Annotated in this window: 16 protein-coding genes and 1 other RNA gene; 4 read left to right on the top strand and 13 right to left on the bottom strand. The window is 68.6% G+C overall.

Going from position 1 to position 16,716, the window contains the following annotated elements; translation table 11 throughout:
• Positions 1-117 precede the first annotated feature (117 nt).
• Positions 118-813, bottom strand: a complete 696-nt coding sequence (gene ctrA / locus Q8Q88_RS21315; protein ID WP_254836209.1) for a response regulator transcription factor CtrA — start codon at positions 811-813, stop codon at positions 118-120.
• A 354-nt stretch (positions 814-1,167) separates the two neighbouring features.
• On the opposite strand from ctrA, the gene fliI reads away from it, so the two are divergent.
• Genes fliI through Q8Q88_RS21330 form a run of 3 tightly spaced genes read left to right on the top strand, consistent with a single transcriptional unit; the run spans position 1,168 to position 3,964 of the window.
• Positions 1,168-2,505: a flagellar protein export ATPase FliI gene (gene fliI, locus Q8Q88_RS21320; RefSeq protein WP_305677197.1), complete on the top strand. Its 1,338-nt coding sequence runs from the start codon at positions 1,168-1,170 to the stop codon at positions 2,503-2,505.
• A complete protein-coding gene (locus Q8Q88_RS21325) occupies positions 2,502-2,918 on the top strand; it encodes a flagellar export protein FliJ (protein ID WP_305677198.1) in 417 nt (138 codons plus the stop codon). Before fliI ends, Q8Q88_RS21325 begins: the two co-directional genes overlap by 4 nt.
• Positions 2,915-3,964 carry an endo-1,4-beta-xylanase gene (locus Q8Q88_RS21330; protein WP_305677199.1) on the top strand — a complete coding sequence of 350 codons (1,050 nt, stop codon included), beginning with the start codon at positions 2,915-2,917 and terminating at the stop codon, positions 3,962-3,964. Before Q8Q88_RS21325 ends, Q8Q88_RS21330 begins: the two co-directional genes overlap by 4 nt.
• Here the strand turns inward: Q8Q88_RS21330 and Q8Q88_RS21335 are convergent.
• Positions 3,954-4,322 carry a DUF4282 domain-containing protein gene (locus Q8Q88_RS21335; RefSeq protein ID WP_305677200.1) on the bottom strand — a complete coding sequence of 123 codons (369 nt, stop codon included), beginning with the start codon at positions 4,320-4,322 and terminating at the stop codon, positions 3,954-3,956. The two genes, Q8Q88_RS21330 and Q8Q88_RS21335, sit on opposite strands and share 11 nt — an antisense overlap.
• Before the next feature lie 115 nt (positions 4,323-4,437).
• Here Q8Q88_RS21335 and Q8Q88_RS21340 point away from each other — a divergent pair, with 115 nt between their 5' ends.
• Positions 4,438-4,977, top strand: coding sequence for a GNAT family N-acetyltransferase (locus Q8Q88_RS21340; RefSeq protein ID WP_305677201.1), 540 nt, complete (start codon positions 4,438-4,440; stop codon positions 4,975-4,977).
• Here Q8Q88_RS21340 and flhA read toward each other — a convergent pair.
• The 11 genes from flhA to ssrA form a co-directional block, all read right to left on the bottom strand.
• The gene (flhA, locus tag Q8Q88_RS21345; RefSeq protein WP_305677202.1) at positions 4,974-7,073 is read right to left on the bottom strand and encodes a flagellar biosynthesis protein FlhA; all 2,100 of its coding nucleotides are present in this window, start codon (positions 7,071-7,073) and stop codon (positions 4,974-4,976) included. The two genes, Q8Q88_RS21340 and flhA, sit on opposite strands and share 4 nt — an antisense overlap.
• Before the next feature lie 3 nt (positions 7,074-7,076).
• A complete protein-coding gene (locus Q8Q88_RS21350) occupies positions 7,077-8,444 on the bottom strand; it encodes a sigma-54 dependent transcriptional regulator (protein ID WP_305677203.1) in 1,368 nt (455 codons plus the stop codon).
• Positions 8,445-8,472: 28 nt separating this feature from the next.
• Positions 8,473-8,811 carry a flagellar motor switch protein FliN gene (fliN, locus tag Q8Q88_RS21355; protein ID WP_305677204.1) on the bottom strand — a complete coding sequence of 113 codons (339 nt, stop codon included), beginning with the start codon at positions 8,809-8,811 and terminating at the stop codon, positions 8,473-8,475.
• A gap of 5 nt (positions 8,812-8,816) precedes the next feature.
• On the bottom strand, positions 8,817-9,467 hold the full coding sequence (locus tag Q8Q88_RS21360; RefSeq protein ID WP_305677205.1) for a flagellar assembly protein FliH: 651 nt from the start codon (positions 9,465-9,467) through the stop codon (positions 8,817-8,819).
• The gene (gene fliG, locus Q8Q88_RS21365) at positions 9,467-10,492 is read right to left on the bottom strand and encodes a flagellar motor switch protein FliG (RefSeq protein WP_254836219.1); all 1,026 of its coding nucleotides are present in this window, start codon (positions 10,490-10,492) and stop codon (positions 9,467-9,469) included. The genes Q8Q88_RS21360 and fliG overlap by 1 nt, the downstream gene beginning before the upstream one ends.
• Positions 10,489-12,150 (bottom strand): flagellar basal-body MS-ring/collar protein FliF, encoded by a 1,662-nt coding sequence (gene fliF, locus Q8Q88_RS21370; protein WP_305677206.1) that lies wholly within the window; start codon positions 12,148-12,150, stop codon positions 10,489-10,491. The genes fliG and fliF overlap by 4 nt, the downstream gene beginning before the upstream one ends.
• A gap of 202 nt (positions 12,151-12,352) precedes the next feature.
• Positions 12,353-14,503, bottom strand: coding sequence for a serine hydrolase (locus Q8Q88_RS21375; RefSeq protein ID WP_305677207.1), 2,151 nt, complete (start codon positions 14,501-14,503; stop codon positions 12,353-12,355).
• Between the two features lie 63 nt (positions 14,504-14,566).
• Positions 14,567-15,343 carry a C13 family peptidase gene (locus Q8Q88_RS21380; RefSeq protein ID WP_305677208.1) on the bottom strand — a complete coding sequence of 259 codons (777 nt, stop codon included), beginning with the start codon at positions 15,341-15,343 and terminating at the stop codon, positions 14,567-14,569.
• A 1-nt stretch (position 15,344) separates the two neighbouring features.
• On the bottom strand, positions 15,345-15,812 hold the full coding sequence (locus Q8Q88_RS21385) for a PaaI family thioesterase (RefSeq protein ID WP_305677209.1): 468 nt from the start codon (positions 15,810-15,812) through the stop codon (positions 15,345-15,347).
• A gap of 5 nt (positions 15,813-15,817) precedes the next feature.
• Entirely contained in the window at positions 15,818-16,318 is a 501-nt protein-coding gene (locus tag Q8Q88_RS21390; protein WP_305677210.1) for an SspB family protein, read from the bottom strand.
• A 116-nt stretch (positions 16,319-16,434) separates the two neighbouring features.
• Positions 16,435-16,716, bottom strand: a transfer-messenger RNA (tmRNA) gene (gene ssrA, locus Q8Q88_RS21395); the annotation flags it as partial.

Consider the following 16,716-nt stretch of genomic DNA (forward strand, 5'->3'; position numbering starts at 1 on the left):
GTGGAGGATCTGAGCGCGCGTATGCCGTCGCGCATCGCAGGGCGCGAGGACAAAAGAAAACGCCCGCCGGAAGGAGCGGCGGGCGTTCGGGTCTCTGGCGAGGGTGGAGGCGGGGGTCTAGGCCGCGACCTGGCCCTCTTGCGGGTCGCGCAGCACGTAGCCGCGGCCCCAGACGGTTTCGATGTGGTGCTTGCCGTCGGCGGCCGCGGCCAGCTTCTTGCGCAGCTTGCAGATGAACACGTCGATGATCTTCAGCTCGGGTTCGTCCATGCCGCCATAGAGGTGGTTCAGGAACATTTCCTTGGTGAGCGTGGTGCCCTTGCGGAGCGAGAGCAGCTCCAGCATCTGGTATTCCTTGCCGGTCAGGTGGACCCGGCTGTTGTTCACTTCGACGGTCTTGGCGTCGAGGTTGACGGTGATGTCGCCGGTCTTGATGACCGATTGGGCGTGGCCCTTGGAGCGACGGACCACCGCATGGATTCGGGCGACCAGCTCATCCTTGTGGAAGGGCTTGGTCATGTAGTCGTCGCCGCCGGCGCCGAAGGTCTTCACCTTGGTGTCGATCTCGGCGGTGCCGGACAGGATCATGATGGGGGTGTTGATCTTCGCCACCCGCAGGGTGCGCAGCACGTCCATGCCGCTCATGTCGGGCAGGTTCAGGTCGAGCAGGATCAGGTCGTAGTCGTAGATCTTTCCGAGATCCACGCCCTCTTCACCCAAATCCGTCGTGTAAACATTGAAACCTTCGGACTTGAGCATCAGCTCGATGCTCTGCGCCGTGGCGCTGTCGTCCTCAATCAATAGTACGCGCATCTGTTCCTCCTCGAACGGTAGCGCTAGTTTCCCTGGGAATCTGGGAATCCGCCTCGACCCTCGCCGTTAACTTGCCAGCGAGTTAATTTAAGACCGGTTAATAGTGAAAGGCCTCTGCCAGAATCGTTAACTCGTTTTGGGAATCGCCAGCAAGGGCGGGTGTTGGACAGGGAGTCGCAGGGGCGTTGAATCTTTTGTGATTAGACATCGTTAACGAATGAGCCGTGCGGCCAAGCTTGCGATTTTAACGCACCCGCCGGGTTGCGCCGGCCGGTCGCGGTCGAATCTTCATCACGGGTTAACGGCGTTGGGCGGAATCTGGACTTGCTCAACTCCGCCCTGGGATTCCAGCCTTTGCGTAGCCTCGTCGCCGCCGTCGAGCGGATCGATCCCCTGACCGTCTCCGGCCGCGTCGCGGCCGTGAACGGCTTGCTGATCGAGGCCCGCGGCGGATTGACCCGGCTGGCCGTGGGCGCCCGCGCCGAGATCGAACGCCGCGCCGACAAGCCGCTGGCCGCCGAGGTGGTGGGCTTCCGCGAAACCCGCGCCCTGCTGATGCCCTTCGGTCCCGTGGAGGGGGTGGCGCCGGGCGCCGAGATCCGCATCGAGCCCATGGGTTCGGCCGTGCGGCCGACCACCGCCTGGCTTGGCCGCATCATCGACGCCTTCGGCGAACCCATCGACGGCAAGGGCCCCCTGCCGCAGGGCATCGTGCCCTACGCCCTACGCGCCGCGCCGCCGGCCGCCCACGCGCGCGGCCGGGTGGGCGCGCGCCTGGACCTGGGCGTGCGCTCCATGAATGTCTTCACCACCTGCTGCCGTGGCCAGCGCCTGGGCGTGTTCGCCGGCTCCGGGGTCGGCAAGTCGGTGCTGCTGTCCATGCTGGCCAAGGAGGCCGACTGCGACGCCGTCGTCGTGGGGCTGATCGGCGAGCGGGGCCGCGAGGTCCGCGAGTTCATTGAGGAGACTCTGGGCGAGGAGGGCCTGAAGCGCGCCATCGTGGTGGTCGCCACCTCCGACGAGCCGGCGCTGAAGCGCCGCCAGGCCGCCTATATGACGCTGGCCATCGCCGAGTTCCTGCGCGACCAGGACCTGGAGGTCCTCTGCCTGATGGACTCGGTCACCCGCTTCGCCATGGCCCAGCGCGAGATCGGCCTGGCCGCCGGCGAGCCCCCGACCACCAAGGGCTACACGCCCACCGTCTTCACCGAGCTGCCCAAGCTGCTGGAGCGGGCGGGGCCCGGACCGGTGCGCCCCGACGGCACCACGGCCGCGCCGATCACCGGCCTCTTCACCGTGCTGGTGGACGGGGACGACCACAACGAGCCAATCGCCGACGCCGTGCGCGGTATCCTGGACGGCCACATCGTCATGGAGCGGGCCATCGCCGAGCGCGGCCGCTTTCCGGCGATCAACGTGCTGAAGTCGATCAGCCGGACCATGCCGGGCTGTCACGCGCCGAACGAGCGCGAGATCGTCAAGCTGGCCCGCCAGTCGCTCTCGGCCTACGCCAACATGGAGGAGCTGATCCGCATCGGCGCCTACCGCGCGGGGGCCGATCCGCAGGTGGACCGCGCCATCCAGCTAAACCCGGCGCTGGAAGCCTTCCTGGCCCAGGACAAGGACGAGAGCTCGACCATCGACGAGAGCTTCGAGGCCCTGTCGCAGATCCTGATGAGTGAAGCGACATGAGCTGGGCCAAATCCCTGATCAAGCTTTCGACCTATGAGGTCGAGGTGCTGCAGAAGCGCCTGGCGGAGATCGCCGACCGGCGCCTGCAGGCGGAGATGAAGCTGGTCCTGCTGGAGGCCGAGGGCGAGGCCGAGGCCGAGAAGGGTCGGCAGGACGCCGAGCATGGCTGGTACCAGCTGGGCTTCCTGGAGGGGCTGCGCACCCGCAAGGCGCTGGCCCAGGCCGAGATCGACCGCATCGCCGTCGAGGAGGAGGGGGCCCGCGACGCGCTGGCGCTCGCCTTCGAGGAACAGAAGAAATACGAGCAGGTGGCCGAGCGCATGCGCCTGGCCGACCTCAAGGAACGCGCCCGGCTGGAAACCGCCGCCATGGACGAGCTCGGCCTGCGCCGGGCCGCGGCAGGCGGGCGGTGACCCTGGATCGGCGGATCGTGCTGGGAGGCGGGCTGGCGCTCGCCGCCTGCGACCGCCGCGCCGACGCCCAGACGCCGGTGTCCATCCCGCCCCTGCGCAGCGCCGCGGCCTTCCCGGTGGGGGTCTGCGTGCAGGAGGAGCAACTGGGCGATCCCAGCCTCGTGCCGCTGATCGCCGCCCAGATCTCCCAGGTGACGCCGGAGTGGGAGATGAAGATGGAGTACATCGTCAAGGACGACGGCTCCTTCCGCTTCGAGGCGCCCGACCGCATCGCCGCCTTCGCCAGGGCAAACGGCATGCGGCTCTTCGGCCATACGCTCATCTGGTACGCCCAGGTCCCCGGCGCCTTCGAACGGCTGGAGGGCAAGCGGATCAAGTTCGGCGACGCCTATCGGAACTACATCCTGGCCGTGGCCGGGCGCTATCACGGCCAGGCGGTGGGCTGGGACGTGGTCAACGAGGCGGTGGCCGAGGACGGGAACGGCTGGCGCGACAGCCTGTGGTCCCAGAAGCTGGGCAAGCTTCAGCACATGGTGCTGGCCTTCCAGCACGCCCGCGAGGCCGACCCCGACGCGGTGCTGTTCCTCAACGACTACAATCTCGAGAACATCCCCAGGAAGCGCGCGACCTTCATGAAACTGGTCGAGGCCCTGCTGAAGGCCGGCGCCCCGATCGGCGGGGTGGGAACCCAGACCCACCTGGCCGCCGACCTCGCGCCCGGAGAGATCACCAAGGCGCTAAAGGACCTGGCGAGCCTGGGCCTCATGGTCCACGTCTCGGAGATGGACGTGTCGCTCACCCGATCGCGAGGGGTGCTGAAGGACCGGAGCAAGCTGCTGGCCGGACAGTCGCGGGTCTATGCCGAGGCGGCGGAAGCCTTTTCCAGCCTGCCGGCGGCCCAGCGCTTCGCCTTCACCCACTGGGGGCTGCGCGACAAGGATTCGTGGCTGAAGCGGGAAAACCCGGCCGACGCGCCGCTCTTGTTCGACGACGCGGGCCGGCCCAAGGCCGCCGCGGCCGCCTGGATCGGCGGGCTCAGGGCCTAGGGGTGCGGGCCTGTTCGGCGTCGGTGGCCTGGCGGATGGCGTGCAGGTCGTCGCTGAGACGGAACAGGGCCACATAGAGCTCGCAGAACGAACGCCACAGCAGCACCAGGGCGGCCACCACCAAGAGGCCGGCCACCAGGACCGGAACCGCCAGGATCACGCCGATCCAGCTTTCCTCGCGCAGAGCCACGCCGACCGCGGCGCCCACCATACCGAACGCCACCAGGGCGATCACCCCCAGGCCCGACCAGTAGATCAGGTGGATGACCTGGTTGGTCATCAGCTTCTCGAAGGTCAGCAGGTCCCAGAAGATGGTCCCGCCCGGGCCGTTCCGGTTCTTGAAAGCAGGTGGCCGCATTCGTCATCCAACGCTCGGCGACGGACAATCGTCACCCTGGGGCCAAACCGCTACCAGCCGCCAAGCCGGCCTGCAACGGGGCAGACGTCGCGGGCGACCTGACATTTGTCGCCCAATGCGTGTTAGCCTCCGCCCCATGGGAGAGGAAACAAGAACCATAGACATCGCCGACTGGCGCCTGGAACCCATCTCCGGCGCGGATCGCGAGCTCGTCGAACAGATCAGCCTGCCGCCGGAGCAGGAAGAGTTCGCAGGCTCGCTCGACGAGGTGTTCGGCCGGCTGAACGAGCCCGACGCGGTGGGCCTGGAGCAGGGCTTCGCCGTGATCGCGCCCGACGACCGGGGGGTGGTGGGCTTCTTCGTGCTGCGCGAGGGCCTGCGCCGCCCGCCCTGGGCGCCGCCCGGCACGGTCAGCCTGCACAGCTTCCGGGTCCGGCCGGGCATGCAGGGCCAAGGGGTCGGGCGACGCTGCATCGCCCTGCTGGAGGATTGGTTCGCCCGCGAGCGGCCGATCCAGCCAAAGCTGATGCTGGCGGTGAACGCCCGCAATGAGGGCGCTATCGCCGCCTATCAGAAGATCGGCTTCGTCGACACCGGGCAGCGGCACGAGGAGGGCGCCGGCGCCCAGTTCATCTTCGTCAAGCCGATGGCCTAGATCGAGCCCACCGTCTTCAGCCGCGCCTTGGGGTGGATCTCGTTCTGGCTGAGCACCGGGGTCTGGCCGCGGAAGCGCTCGATGATCGAGCGGACATAGGGCCGGATCTGCGGGCTGGTCAGCAGCACCGCGCTCTCGCCGGCGAGCGCCGCGCGCTCGAAGCTCTCGCGGACCCCGCGGATGAAGTCCTGCAGGCGTGAGGGGGCCAGCGCCAGCTGCTTCTCGTCGCCGGTCCCGATCAGGGCGTCGGCGAAGGCGTTCTCCCACTCCGCCGACATGGTGATGATCGGCAGGGCGCCGTCGTCGCCGCGGTGGGCGAAGGAGATCTGGCGGGCCAGGCGCGAACGGACCTGCTCCACCAGAAGCACGATCGACTGGGTGTGCGGGGCGGCCTCGCCGACCCCTTCCAGGATGGCCGGCAAGTCGCGGATGGAGACCCGCTCGCGCAGCAGCGCCTGCAGGACACGCTGCAGGGTGGTGGCGGTGACCACGCTGGGGATCAGATCCTCGACCAGCTTCTTCTGTTCGCCCGGCAGGTCCTTCAGCAGCTTCTGCACCTCAGCATAGGAGAGCAGGTCAGGCATGTTCTCCTTGAGGATCTCCGTCAGGTGGGTGGTCAGCACCGTGGCCGGGTCGACGATGGTGTAGCCGCGGAAGGTGGCCTCCTCGCGCAGGTTGTCGTCGATCCAGGTGGCGGGCAGGCCGAAGGCCGGCTCGCGCATGTGCTCGCCCGGCAGCTCCACCTGGCCGCCGGAGGGGTCCATCGCCATGAGAGCGCCCAGGCGCACCTCGCCCTGGCCGCCCTCCATCTCCTTGATGCGGATCATGTAGCCCTGGGACGGCAGCCGCATGTTGTCGAGGATGCGCACCGCCGGCATGACGAAGCCGAAGTCGGCGGCCAGGGTTCGGCGTAGGGCCTTGATCTGGTCGGTGAGCCGGCGGCCCTCCATGTCGTTGATCAGCGGCAGCAGGCCGTAGCCCAGCTCGATCTTGATCTCGTCGATGGCCAGGGACTGGCTGATCGGCTCGTCCTCCGGCGCGACCGGGGCGGTGGTCGGCACCAGCTCGACGGCGTTGTAGGCCGCCTCCTGGGCGTCCTGCGACCGGCGCCAGGAGAGGAAACCCGCCCCGGCCGCCAGCGCCGCGAACGGGATGATCGGCATGCCGGGGATGAAGGCGATGACGCCGGCCGAGGCGGCGACCATGCCGAGCGCGATGGGGTTCATGGCCAACTGGGTGACCAGGGCCTTGTCGGCGGAACCGTCGACGCCCGCCTTGGAGACCAGGAAGCCCGCGGCGATCGAGATGATCAGGGCGGGGATCTGGCTGACCAGGCCGTCGCCGATGGTCATCAGGGTGTAGGTGGCCGCGGCCTGGCCGAGCGGCACCTTGTGCTGCACCACCCCGATCAGGATGCCGCCAATGATGTTGATGGCCACGATGATCAGGCCGGCGACAGCGTCGCCGCGCACGAACTTCGAGGCGCCGTCCATGGCGCCGAAGAAGGTCGATTCCTGCTCCAGCTCCTTGCGGCGGGTCTTGGCTTCGTCTTCCTCGATCAGCCCCGCCGACAGGTCGGCGTCGATGGCCATCTGCTTGCCGGGCATGGAGTCGAGGGTGAAGCGGGCGGCGACCTCGGCGATCCGGCCCGAACCCTTGGTGATGACCACGAAGTTCACGATCACCAGGATGGCGAAGACGATCACCCCGATGACGAAGTTGCCGCCCATCATCAGGTTGCCGAAGCCCTCGATGATCTTGCCGGCCCCGTGGGCGCCCTCGTGGCCGTGGCCGAGGATCAACCGGGTCGAGGCGATATTCAGCCCCAGCCGGTAGAGGGTGGTGACCAGCAGCACCGTCGGGAAGGCGGTGAACTCCAGCGGCCGCTTGATGAGCAGCGAGGTCATCAGGATCAGCACCGAGGTGGTGATCGAGATGGCCAGCAGCATATCCAGCATGAACGGCGGGATCGGCAGGATCAGCAGGATGACGATGCCGATGACGCCGATGGCCATCGCCACCTCGCCCTTCATCAGCCAGCCCAGCATTTGGCGCGGGGAGGGCCGTTCGGCGACGTATGATCCTGCGTTGGCCATCGGTTAGGCCGCGCTTTGGCCCATCTGCGGGGCGGGCACGGAGACGCCCGCCTCGGTGTACTCCTTCAGCTTGTTACGCAGGGTGCGGATCGAGATCCCCAGGATGTTGGCCGCGTGGGTGCGGTTGCCCAGGCAATGGCTGAGGGTGTCGATGATGAGCACCTGCTCCATCTGGGCCACGGTCTGGCCGACGAAGGAGCGGGTGACCGCCTCGGCGGCCACCGCGGCGTGGGAAGCCGCCCGGCTGGCCATGTCCGGCGGGGCCAGGGGCTGGCCGTCGGGCAGGCGGATGGCGGACTCCTCGATCTCCGGACCCGACGCCATCAGCACCGCGCGGTGCATGGCGTTCTCCAACTCGCGCACGTTGCCGGGCCAGCGATGGCCGGCCAGACGGCGCTTGGCCTCGGCCGAGAGCGGCCGCTCGGGGGCGGCGTTGGCCTTGGCGTACTTCTTCACGAAGAATTCGGCCAGGGCGACCACGTCGCCGGGCCGCTCGCGCAGGGGCGGCAGGCGCAGGTTCACGACGTTCAGGCGATAGAGCAGGTCTTCCCGGAACGTCCCGTCCTTCACGGCCTGGGCCAGGTCGCGGTTGGACGTGGCCAGGATGCGGATGTCGACCTTGACCGGCCGTGAGCCGCCCACCCGATCGATCTCGCGTTCCTGGATGGCGCGCAGCAACTTGGCCTGCAGGCGCGCGTCCATCTCCGAGATTTCGTCCAGCAGCAGGGTCCCCCCCGAGGCCTCCTCGAACTTGCCGATCCGGCGGGCCACGGCGCCGGTGAAGGCGCCCTTCTCGTGGCCGAAGAGTTCGCTCTCCAGGAGGTTCTCGGGGATGGCGGCGCAGTTGACCGAGATGAACGGCCGGCTGGCGCGCCGGGACTTCTGGTGGACGTAACGGGCGACGACTTCCTTACCCGACCCGCTCTCGCCGGTGATCAGGATGGAGGCCTCGGACGGGGCGACCTGGTCGGCGACCGCGAGGATGGCGGTCATGGCCGGATCGCGGACGATCATCGGCTTGTCGTCGTCGGAGACCGCGGCCAGGACGGCGGCGATCATCTCGGCGTCCGGCGGCAGGGGGATGAACTCCTTGGCGCCCGCACGGATCGCGTCGCCGGCCTTCTTGGCGTCGGCGTCGACACCGCAGGCCACCACCGGCACCCGGATGCGCTCGGCCTCGTTGGCCTCGATCAGGGCGGCGATGTCGAGTTCGTAGTCGACCAGCAGCAGGTCGGCGCCCTGACCGGCGCGCAGGGCGTGGGTGGCCGCGGCGATGGTCTCGACGTGACTCACCTTGGCGCCCGCCGACATCGCCATCTTCACGGCGGTGGAGAGCTGTCCGTTCAATTTACCGACGACCAGAAGCCGCATACTCGTATCTCCCTTCGACGCTCAGGCTTCAGGCCTGGGAGTCGCCGTCCTTGATGATTTCCGTCATGGTCACGCCCAGGCGGTCGTCGACGATGACGACCTCGCCCCGGGCGACCAGGCGGTTGTTGACGTAGATGTCGATGGCCTCGCCGACCTTGCGGTCCAGGTCGAGCACGCTGCCGGACTGCAGTTGGAGGAGCTGGGCCACCGACATGCTGGCGCGGCCGAGCACCGCGGAGATCGAGACCGGGACGTCGTAGACGGCCTGCAGGTCGGTGCCGGTCTTCTCCTCCATCTCGATGGCCATCTCGGCCATCGGGGTTTCGGAAGGTGCGAATTCGTCGAGCTTGAGTTCGGTGTCGGACATGGCTGTCAGCTCTCGCTTCCGGGAATGAGGGGTTCGGCGTGCAGGCCTTCGGCCGCAAGCGCCGCGTCGAGGGCGGCGGCCACGCGGGCGGCGGCGGCGGCGGGGTCGAACGCCGCCGCGCCGTCGCCGAAATCAAGGGTGAAGGCGGCCGGCGCCATGCCGGGCGTCGAGCGCACCTGGATCGCGCCGCCGTAGCCGATGGCCTGAGCGGCCTCTTCGAGCACGGCCTGGAGGGTCTTGGCCAGGTCGGGGGCGGCGGCGACCATCAGGCGCGGCGCGGCCTCGATCTCGCGGGCGAGGTTCTCCATGGCGGCCCGGATCGGGGCCTCCGGGAACTTGGCGAGCGCCGCGTCGGCGATGGCCTTGCCGCAGGCCATAGCCAGCTCGGCCGAGCCCACCCGGTGGTCGTGGGCCACGCCCGCCAGCTTGGGGAAGGCGGCGACGACGGAGGCGGCGACGCTGGAGAGCGCCTGGGCCTGGAGGGCGGCCATGGAAGCCAGCGCCTGCGTCTCGCCTTCGCTAAAGGCGCTGGCGCGGACCTGTTCGACCTCTTCGATGGTGAATAGGCGCTTGGGCCGCGGCGGGGCGTAGGCGACGTCGCCCGCGCCGTCGAACACGGTGTCGAAGCCGAACCTCTGGTGGGGTGCGTCGGCCATCAGTAGATCAACTCATCGTCGCCGCCGGAGCCGGCCAGCATGATCTCGCCCTTGGCGGCGAGGTCTTTGGCGACCTGGACCATGGCCATCTGGGCCTGGTCGACGTCGCGCAGGCGCACGGGGCCCATGCTCTCCATGTCCTCGCGCATGATCTTGGCGGCCCGTTCGGACATGTTGGAGAAGAACATCTCGCGCAGGCCGTCCGAGGCGCCCTTGAGCGCCAGGGCCAGCTGGTCCTTCTCGCAACCGCGCAGCAGGGTCTGGACCCCGCCGGGATCGAGCTTGCTGAGGTCCTCGAAGACGAACATCAGGGCGCGGATGCGCTCGGCGCTCTCGCGGTTGCGTTCCTCCAGGGCGGCGATGAAGCGCGCCTCGGTCTGGCGGTCGAAGGCGTTGAAGATGTCGGCCATCATCTCGTGGCTGTCGCGCTTGGAGGTGCGCGCCAGGTTCGACATGAACTCGGTCCGCAGGGTCTGTTCGATCTTGTCCAGGATCTCGCGCTGCACCGGCTCCATGCGCAGCATGCGGGTGACGCATTCCAGCGCGAAGTCCTCGGGCAGGGCGGCCAGCACGCGGGCGGCGTGCTCCGACTTCACCTTGCTCAGCACCACGGCGACGGTCTGGGGGTACTCGTTCTTCAGGTAGTTGGCGAGCACGGCCTCGTTCACGTTGCCGAGCTTGTCCCACATGGTGCGGCCCGCTGGACCGCGGATCTCCTCCATGAGGGTGTCGACCTTGTCCGCCGGCAGGAAGGCGGCCAGCAGGCGCTGGGTCTGTTCGAACGACCCCATGATCGCCCCGGCGCCCGACATGCCGGAGATGAAGTCCACCAGGAGCTGTTCGACCACCGAGGCCGAGACGTTCCCGAGGCCCGCCATGGCCTGGGAAATCTCCTTGATCTCCTCCTCGTCGAGCTGTTGCCAGATCGTGCCGTGATCCTCGCCGAGGGCGAGCAGGATCACCGCGGCCTTTTCGGGGCCGCTCAGCCGGGCTGGATCGCTGATGGTTTTGAGCCGGGCGTTCATGTGGTCTCATGCAGCCAGGTGCGCAGGAGCGAGACCGACTCCTCCGGATGGTTGTCGACGAACTCGGCGACCCGCTTGACCGAGGACGCCTTCACCTGGCCCTCGATGCGGGCGATGTCGATGCGCTGCTCCAACTCGTTGCCGGGGCCGGGCAGGGCCAGGGGCTGGCCGGTGTTGGGATCGACCTGGACCTGCATCTGCTGGCCGTCATTGGTGGTCACCACCCGGGTCATGCCCGGGCCGGCCGCGGTCAGGTGGGACAGGGAGCGGCCGCCGCCACCGCCCCCGCCGCTGTTACGCAACAGCGGGCGGACCACGAACAGCATCATCAGGATGGCGACGAGGGCCAGGATCGCCAGCTCCACGGCGCGCATGATGTCGTTCTTGTCGAAGCCCATCAGCGGATTGGCCGCCTCGGTGCCGCCGGCGTCGGCGACGGTGGGGAAGCGGACATTGACGACGGTGACCTGGTCGCCGCGGTCGGCGTTGTAGCCGACGGCGGTGCGGACCAGCTGCTCGATGCGGGCCATTTCCTGGGCCGAGCGCGGGGTGTAGGCGCCGGGCTTGCCATCGGCGCCGGGCGCGGTCGCGCCGTCGATGGCCACGGCGACCGACAGGCGCTTCACCTGGCCGGGCTCGTTGACTTCGGTCCGCGTGGTCTTGGAGATCTCGTAATTGGTGGTGGAGGTCGTGGTGGCGCTGGTGGAGCCCGTGAGGCCCTCATCATTGGCGCCGGCGCCGCTGGGGATGTTGGCGCTGGCCGAGACGCCGCCGTTGGCGTCGGCCGCGTTCTCCTTGGCGCTCTCCTCGTTGGTCGATTCCGAACGGATCACCTGGCCGTCAGGATCGAAGGTCTCCTGCTGGACGGTGACCCGGGCGAGATCGAGATCGGCGGTGACGTTGACCCTGGCCTTGCCGGAACCGACCACGCCCTCGACCAGGCCCTTGACGGTCTTGGCGATGCGCTGCTCGACCTCGCTGCGGCGGCCGTCGGCGGCCTGGCCGGCGAAGCCGTCCTCGCCCGCCGAGAGCTGTTTGGCGTGCTGGTCGACCACGGTGACGCGGCCGGGCTTCAGGTTCGGCACGGCGCTGGCGATCAGGTTCTGGATGGCCTGGACCTGGTCTTGGCTGGGCTCGCGCCCGCCCACGCCCAGGGTGACCGAGGCGGAGGGCTGCTCGGCCTCCTCCTCGAAGAGCTGGCGCTTGGGCAGGACCAGGTGGACGCGGGCCGAGGCTACGCCGTCCAGGCTCTGGATGGTGCGGGCCAGTTCCCCTTCCAGGGCGCGCTGGCGGTTGAGCTGCTGGACGAAGTCCGTCTGGCCCATGGTGTTGCCGCCGTCGAAGATCTCGTAGCCCACTGAGCCGGAGGTCGGCAGGCCCTTGCCTGACAGCATCAGGCGCGTCGCGGCGACCTCGTCGCGCGGCACCATGATGGTGGAGCCGTCGCCCTTGACCTCATACTTCACGCCGCCCTGGTCGAGGGCCGCAGTGATCGAGCCGGCTTCCTTCAGGTCGAGGTTCGAATAGAGCAGCGCCTTGGGTTCGCCCAATCCCATGGTCAGGGCGAACAGCGCCGCGGCGACGCCCGCTCCGATCCCCAGGATGGCCGCCAGCCGTCCGATTCCGAACTTCTGCAGGGCGGCGACGAAGCTATTCAACGCGGGCGTCCTTCCCGAGATACGCGGGACGAACGCTGAAAGCCGCCCGCCGCTAGGCAGGATTTACCCAGTGCTTGGTAAACGCCGCGTTTAAGGTCGTGGTGAAGGCTGCGGCAAATCGTACTGAATTTATTCAGTAACCTTTATTTTCGCCTCGGGCGGCGCGGGCCGGCGTTCATGAATTCCGGCCCGTGGGCGCGAATCAGCCGCTCCAGGGGCTGAGGACGCCCCAGAACCACAGCACCACGGCGAAGGCCGAATAGAGCAGCACCGTCACCGAGAAGGCGAGCTTGCGCAGCGGTGTCCAGGAATCCACCCGCCGGCCGCCGCGCCAGATGGCCGGCAGCAGGAGCAGGGTCGCCAGGGTCAGCGCCGCGGCCACCAGGGCGCAGGCCGAGGCGATGAACAGCAGCGGTCCTGGCCAGCCGTACATCACATTGGCGATGTCGCCGGTGCGCGAGAGCCAGAGGCCGAACAGGATCAGCATGGTCAGCCACAGGGCGGCCTGGATGTTCTGGATCAGGCTGGCGCGGCTCTGCACCGGGGTCTCGCGGAACTCCCGGCGATTGCGCAGGAAGATGCCGGCCAGGGTCGCGGCCGCCGCGACGCCCGTGAGGATCGCCAGGGTCATCGCCGGGGAGGGATTTTTCCAGAAACCCGCCCGCTCGAAGGTCTGGCCGCCATCGCTGGTCTGGAAGCTCTGCACCCTGCCGCCGGACATCGAAAAGGCCAGCCGGTTCGCACCGCTCGTGGAGACGAAGCGGCCCTCGGCCAGATCGCCGTCCGGAACCCAGGTGCGCGCGCCATTGAAGCCGGAGGTCACCAGCCGTCCCCTGTTGTCGACCTTGACGGTCATGCCGGTGGTCACCAGGCCGACGATGGACTCAAGGCCGCGATAGGCCCGGCGTGTGCCGACGAAGTAGCCCTCGAAGTCCCGCGCGCGATCCTTCAGCGCTTCGGACCCCGGGCGCGGATAGACCTGTGGCGGGGCGTAGAACTGGCCGACCACCTGGTCGGCGAGCCCGTGGGCGAGGTCGCCGCCGGTGTCGGTGTTGGTGCTGACGAAGACGCCGAGCCGGAGGTGCGGGATCACCACCATGTTCGAGTGGAACGACAGGGTGCCGCCGTCGTGGCCGAAACCGCGCGCGCCCCCCTGCAGGCTGTAGTCGACGAAGCCGTGCCGCCAGCCGTTGATCCCGGCCGGGGTCTTGCGCAGGGGCGTGCGGAAGGCTTGGGCCGCGCCGGGGCCATAGATGGTCGCGCCATCGATCGCGCCGCCGTTCAGCAGCAGTTGCATGTAGCGGGCCATGTCGGCGGCGGTGGACGAGGCCGAGCCGGCCGGCGCGATGTGGCCGATATATTCGAACGGCCGCGCCTCGAAACCGCTGGGGGTCCAGCGGTAACCCTGGGAGATCTGGCTGGCCAGGCGGTCGGGAATGGCGCCGGCGATGCCCGCCTTCGGCTCGTGCGGCTCGCGGAAGCTGGTGTTGCGCATGCCGGCCGGCAGGAGGATGGATTCCTCGATCAGCCGTTCGTAGGGTTTGCCGGACACATAGGAGACGGCCTGGCCAGCGAGGGCCGCGCCGTAGTTGGAATAGCTCGCGACCTCGCCAGGCGCGCGCACCCGGCGCGGACGCTCCTGGCGCAGGTACTCGGCCATCGACCGTTCGCGGGCGAAGTTCCGCTCGAACAGGTGGCCCAGCGCGCGATCCTCGAAGCCCGGCGAGTGGTCCATGAGGTTGACGATCCGCACAGGCGTGCGGAAGCCCTGGTCGCGGATCTGCAGCTGTTCGGGCAGGTAGAGATTGACCGGGGCGTCCTTACGGATGCGGCCAGCCTCGATCTCCTTCATCAGGGCGATCCAGGTGAAGGTCTTGGAGATCGAACCGATGCGGAACAGGGTGGCGTCGGGATCGACCTTGCGGGCGGGGGCCAGGCTGGCGAAGCCGTAGCCCTTCTTCAGCACCACCTGGCCGTTCTGCACCACCGAGACGGTGACGCCGGCGATGTGGTCGCGGGCCATGGCGCTGCGCACCACGCCATCGACGAAGGCCTCGAGCTCGGCCGGGGGCAGGGTCTCGGCGGGGCCCAGGCGCGCGCCGCTGGCGGTGACCGGCAGGGCGGCGACCACGCCGATCGGGGCCGCGGGCGTCGCTGTCGCCGTCGCGGCGGCGGGGTTAGGCCGGGGCGCTGCGGGGCGCGGCGCCGCGGGGCGGGCGGGGCGTTGCAGGCTGGTGTAGGGCGTCGGCCCCTCGGGGATGAGCGCCGGGGAGGTCGTCTGGTCCTGCGCCAGGGCCGGGGCCGCGCACAGGGAGAGGACAGCCGCCAAAACGGCCTTGATCGTCAAACGCATGTAAGAATTTCCGCCCACCGGTTCATGCAGATAGTCCCTTGTAGGCGCCCTCTCCGTACAGCGCTAGTCGGCGCCGGGCGGTCCGCTGGGGAAGGAATAGAGCGGCAGCATCGGCCGCAGTTCCGCCCCGATCCAGAGCTGGGGTTCGGAGGGCGGCTTCATGCCCTCCTGGACTTCACGCTGGGCCACGCAGCTCTTCACCGACGCGGCCAGGGCCGCGAAGTCCTTGGCCATGGGACTGGCCTTCAGCACGCAGTCGTCGAAGAACGGATAGACACTGTCTTCGCCGCAGCCGAACGAGGTCCGGTCGGGCCGCGCGGCGGTCAGGATCATCCGGTTCGGCGCGGCCAAGGGCCGCACGAAGACCCCGGAGAAGCAGGCCGACACCACCACGATGGTCGGCCGCTGCGCGCAGGTGGCGTCCAGCATCGCGTTGAGGATTCCAGGGCTGAGGATCTGCTGGTCGATGACCACGCCCTGCGGCGCCCCGTGCGAGGTGAAATAGATCAGGCAGCCGGCCTTGGCCTTGCCCGACAGCTCTTCCAGGGCCTTGTAGATCGCCCGCGGATCGGACTTCAGCGGGCTGTCCTTGTAGCGGTCCGGCCGCACCGAGAAGGTGCGCAGGTTGCCCTGGGCGAACCCGATCCGCTGAAGCTCCTTGGAGACATCGCGACGCGCGTTGTCGAAGGCCTCGGTGGGGCCGCCGCCGCTGCCGTGATAGTCGCCGGCCACCACCACGGCGGCCCAATCTGCGAAAGGGTTGGCGGCGGCGAGCGCGGGCGCGGCCAAGCCCAGCAGCAGGGCCGCAAACGCGCCGGCCAGGCCCGCGCGCGGTGACATCCTATTTCTTGTACTGCTGGAAGGGGGTGGGCACCGCCGTCCCCGTGGCCTTGGCCAGCAGCCGGCCCTCGGCGTCATAGAGCTCACCCTCGGTGAAGGCGATGGTCCGCCCCCACTTGGCGACCCTGCCGATCCCCTTCAGCTTTCCAGGCGCGCCGGGGCGGAAGAAGCTCGTTTTCATTTCCGCGGTCGGCGCCACATGGGTCATGCCCGAGGCGACCATGCAGGCCACCGACATGGCCTCGTCCAGCATGGCGCACATGTAGCCGCCCTGAATCTGGCGCATGGGGTTGAGCAGCAGCTCGGCCTTGGCGTCGAACTCCACCTCCACCGAGCGCTCGGCCTGGCTCACAGCCACCAGCCGGAAGCCCAGGGTCTGGGAGCCGGTGGGCTGGTTCTTCGTGCGCTGGAAGCGCGCGAGGATGGCCTCGTCGGTAAGCGCCTCGGGCTCGGCGGCGACGTCGGTCATGCGGTCTACTTCTTCCGGAAGGTGTCGAGGGAGACGACGTTGGGTGCGTCGGGGTCGATCTCGACATTGGAGGCGATGGCCGCCTTGTCGTCGGCGCGCGCAGCCGCGGGCGCCTCGCTCGCCGCGGCGCCCGCGGGCGCCTCGAACTGCAGCAGGAACTGGACGCTGGGGTCGTAGAAGCGGGTCACCGCCGCATAGGGCACCGACAGCCGCTTGGGCTGACCGCCGAACTTCAGGGTGACGGAGAAGAAGGTCTCGCCCGGCGCCAGGTCCCAGTACTGGTGCTGCAGGACGATGGTCATTTCGTCGGGGTACTTGCCGAGCAGGTCGTTGGGGCCGGAGACGCCCGGGGCCTCGGTCTTGAAGGTGATGTAGAAGTGGTGCGCGCCCGGCAGTCCGTCCGGCGCCGCGGCGCGGCGCAGCGCCGTCTTCACCACGCCGCGCAGGGCCTCCTGGGCCATGGCCTCGTAGTGCATCTGGTCTTGGGCCGGCGGCTCCTGAGCCATGGGATCTCCGGAAATCACTTGTGGCGCAGAGGGTAGCGCTTCGGCGCTGGCGCGCAAGGCGGCTCGCGCCATAGGCGCGCGTCGAAATGCAGAATGGGGAAGTGGCAGAAAGGGAAAGTGGAGGGGTTCTGTTGCAAGGCCCCCTCCGAGCCCCGCCTAACGCTGCTAAGACGCTAGGAGTTTATGTCGAAATCTATCGAACCGCTTACGCGGCCAGACGGACTTCTTCAGCGAAGTTATCGTTCGCATTTAGTTTAAAGGCCCGAAACGGTGAGCCACGCCGAGAGAAAGCAACACCTTTACACGTCTGTCGATGCTGATCGGCCCCGCACTTTCCGGCGATAACTCCGGGGGAAGATTGGTGGAGCCGCCGGGAATCGCACCCGGGTCCAGTCCGC

Origin of the sequence: Phenylobacterium sp. (genome assembly GCF_030697925.1) — a bacterium.
In the GTDB taxonomy this organism is placed as follows: domain Bacteria; phylum Pseudomonadota; class Alphaproteobacteria; order Caulobacterales; family Caulobacteraceae; genus Phenylobacterium.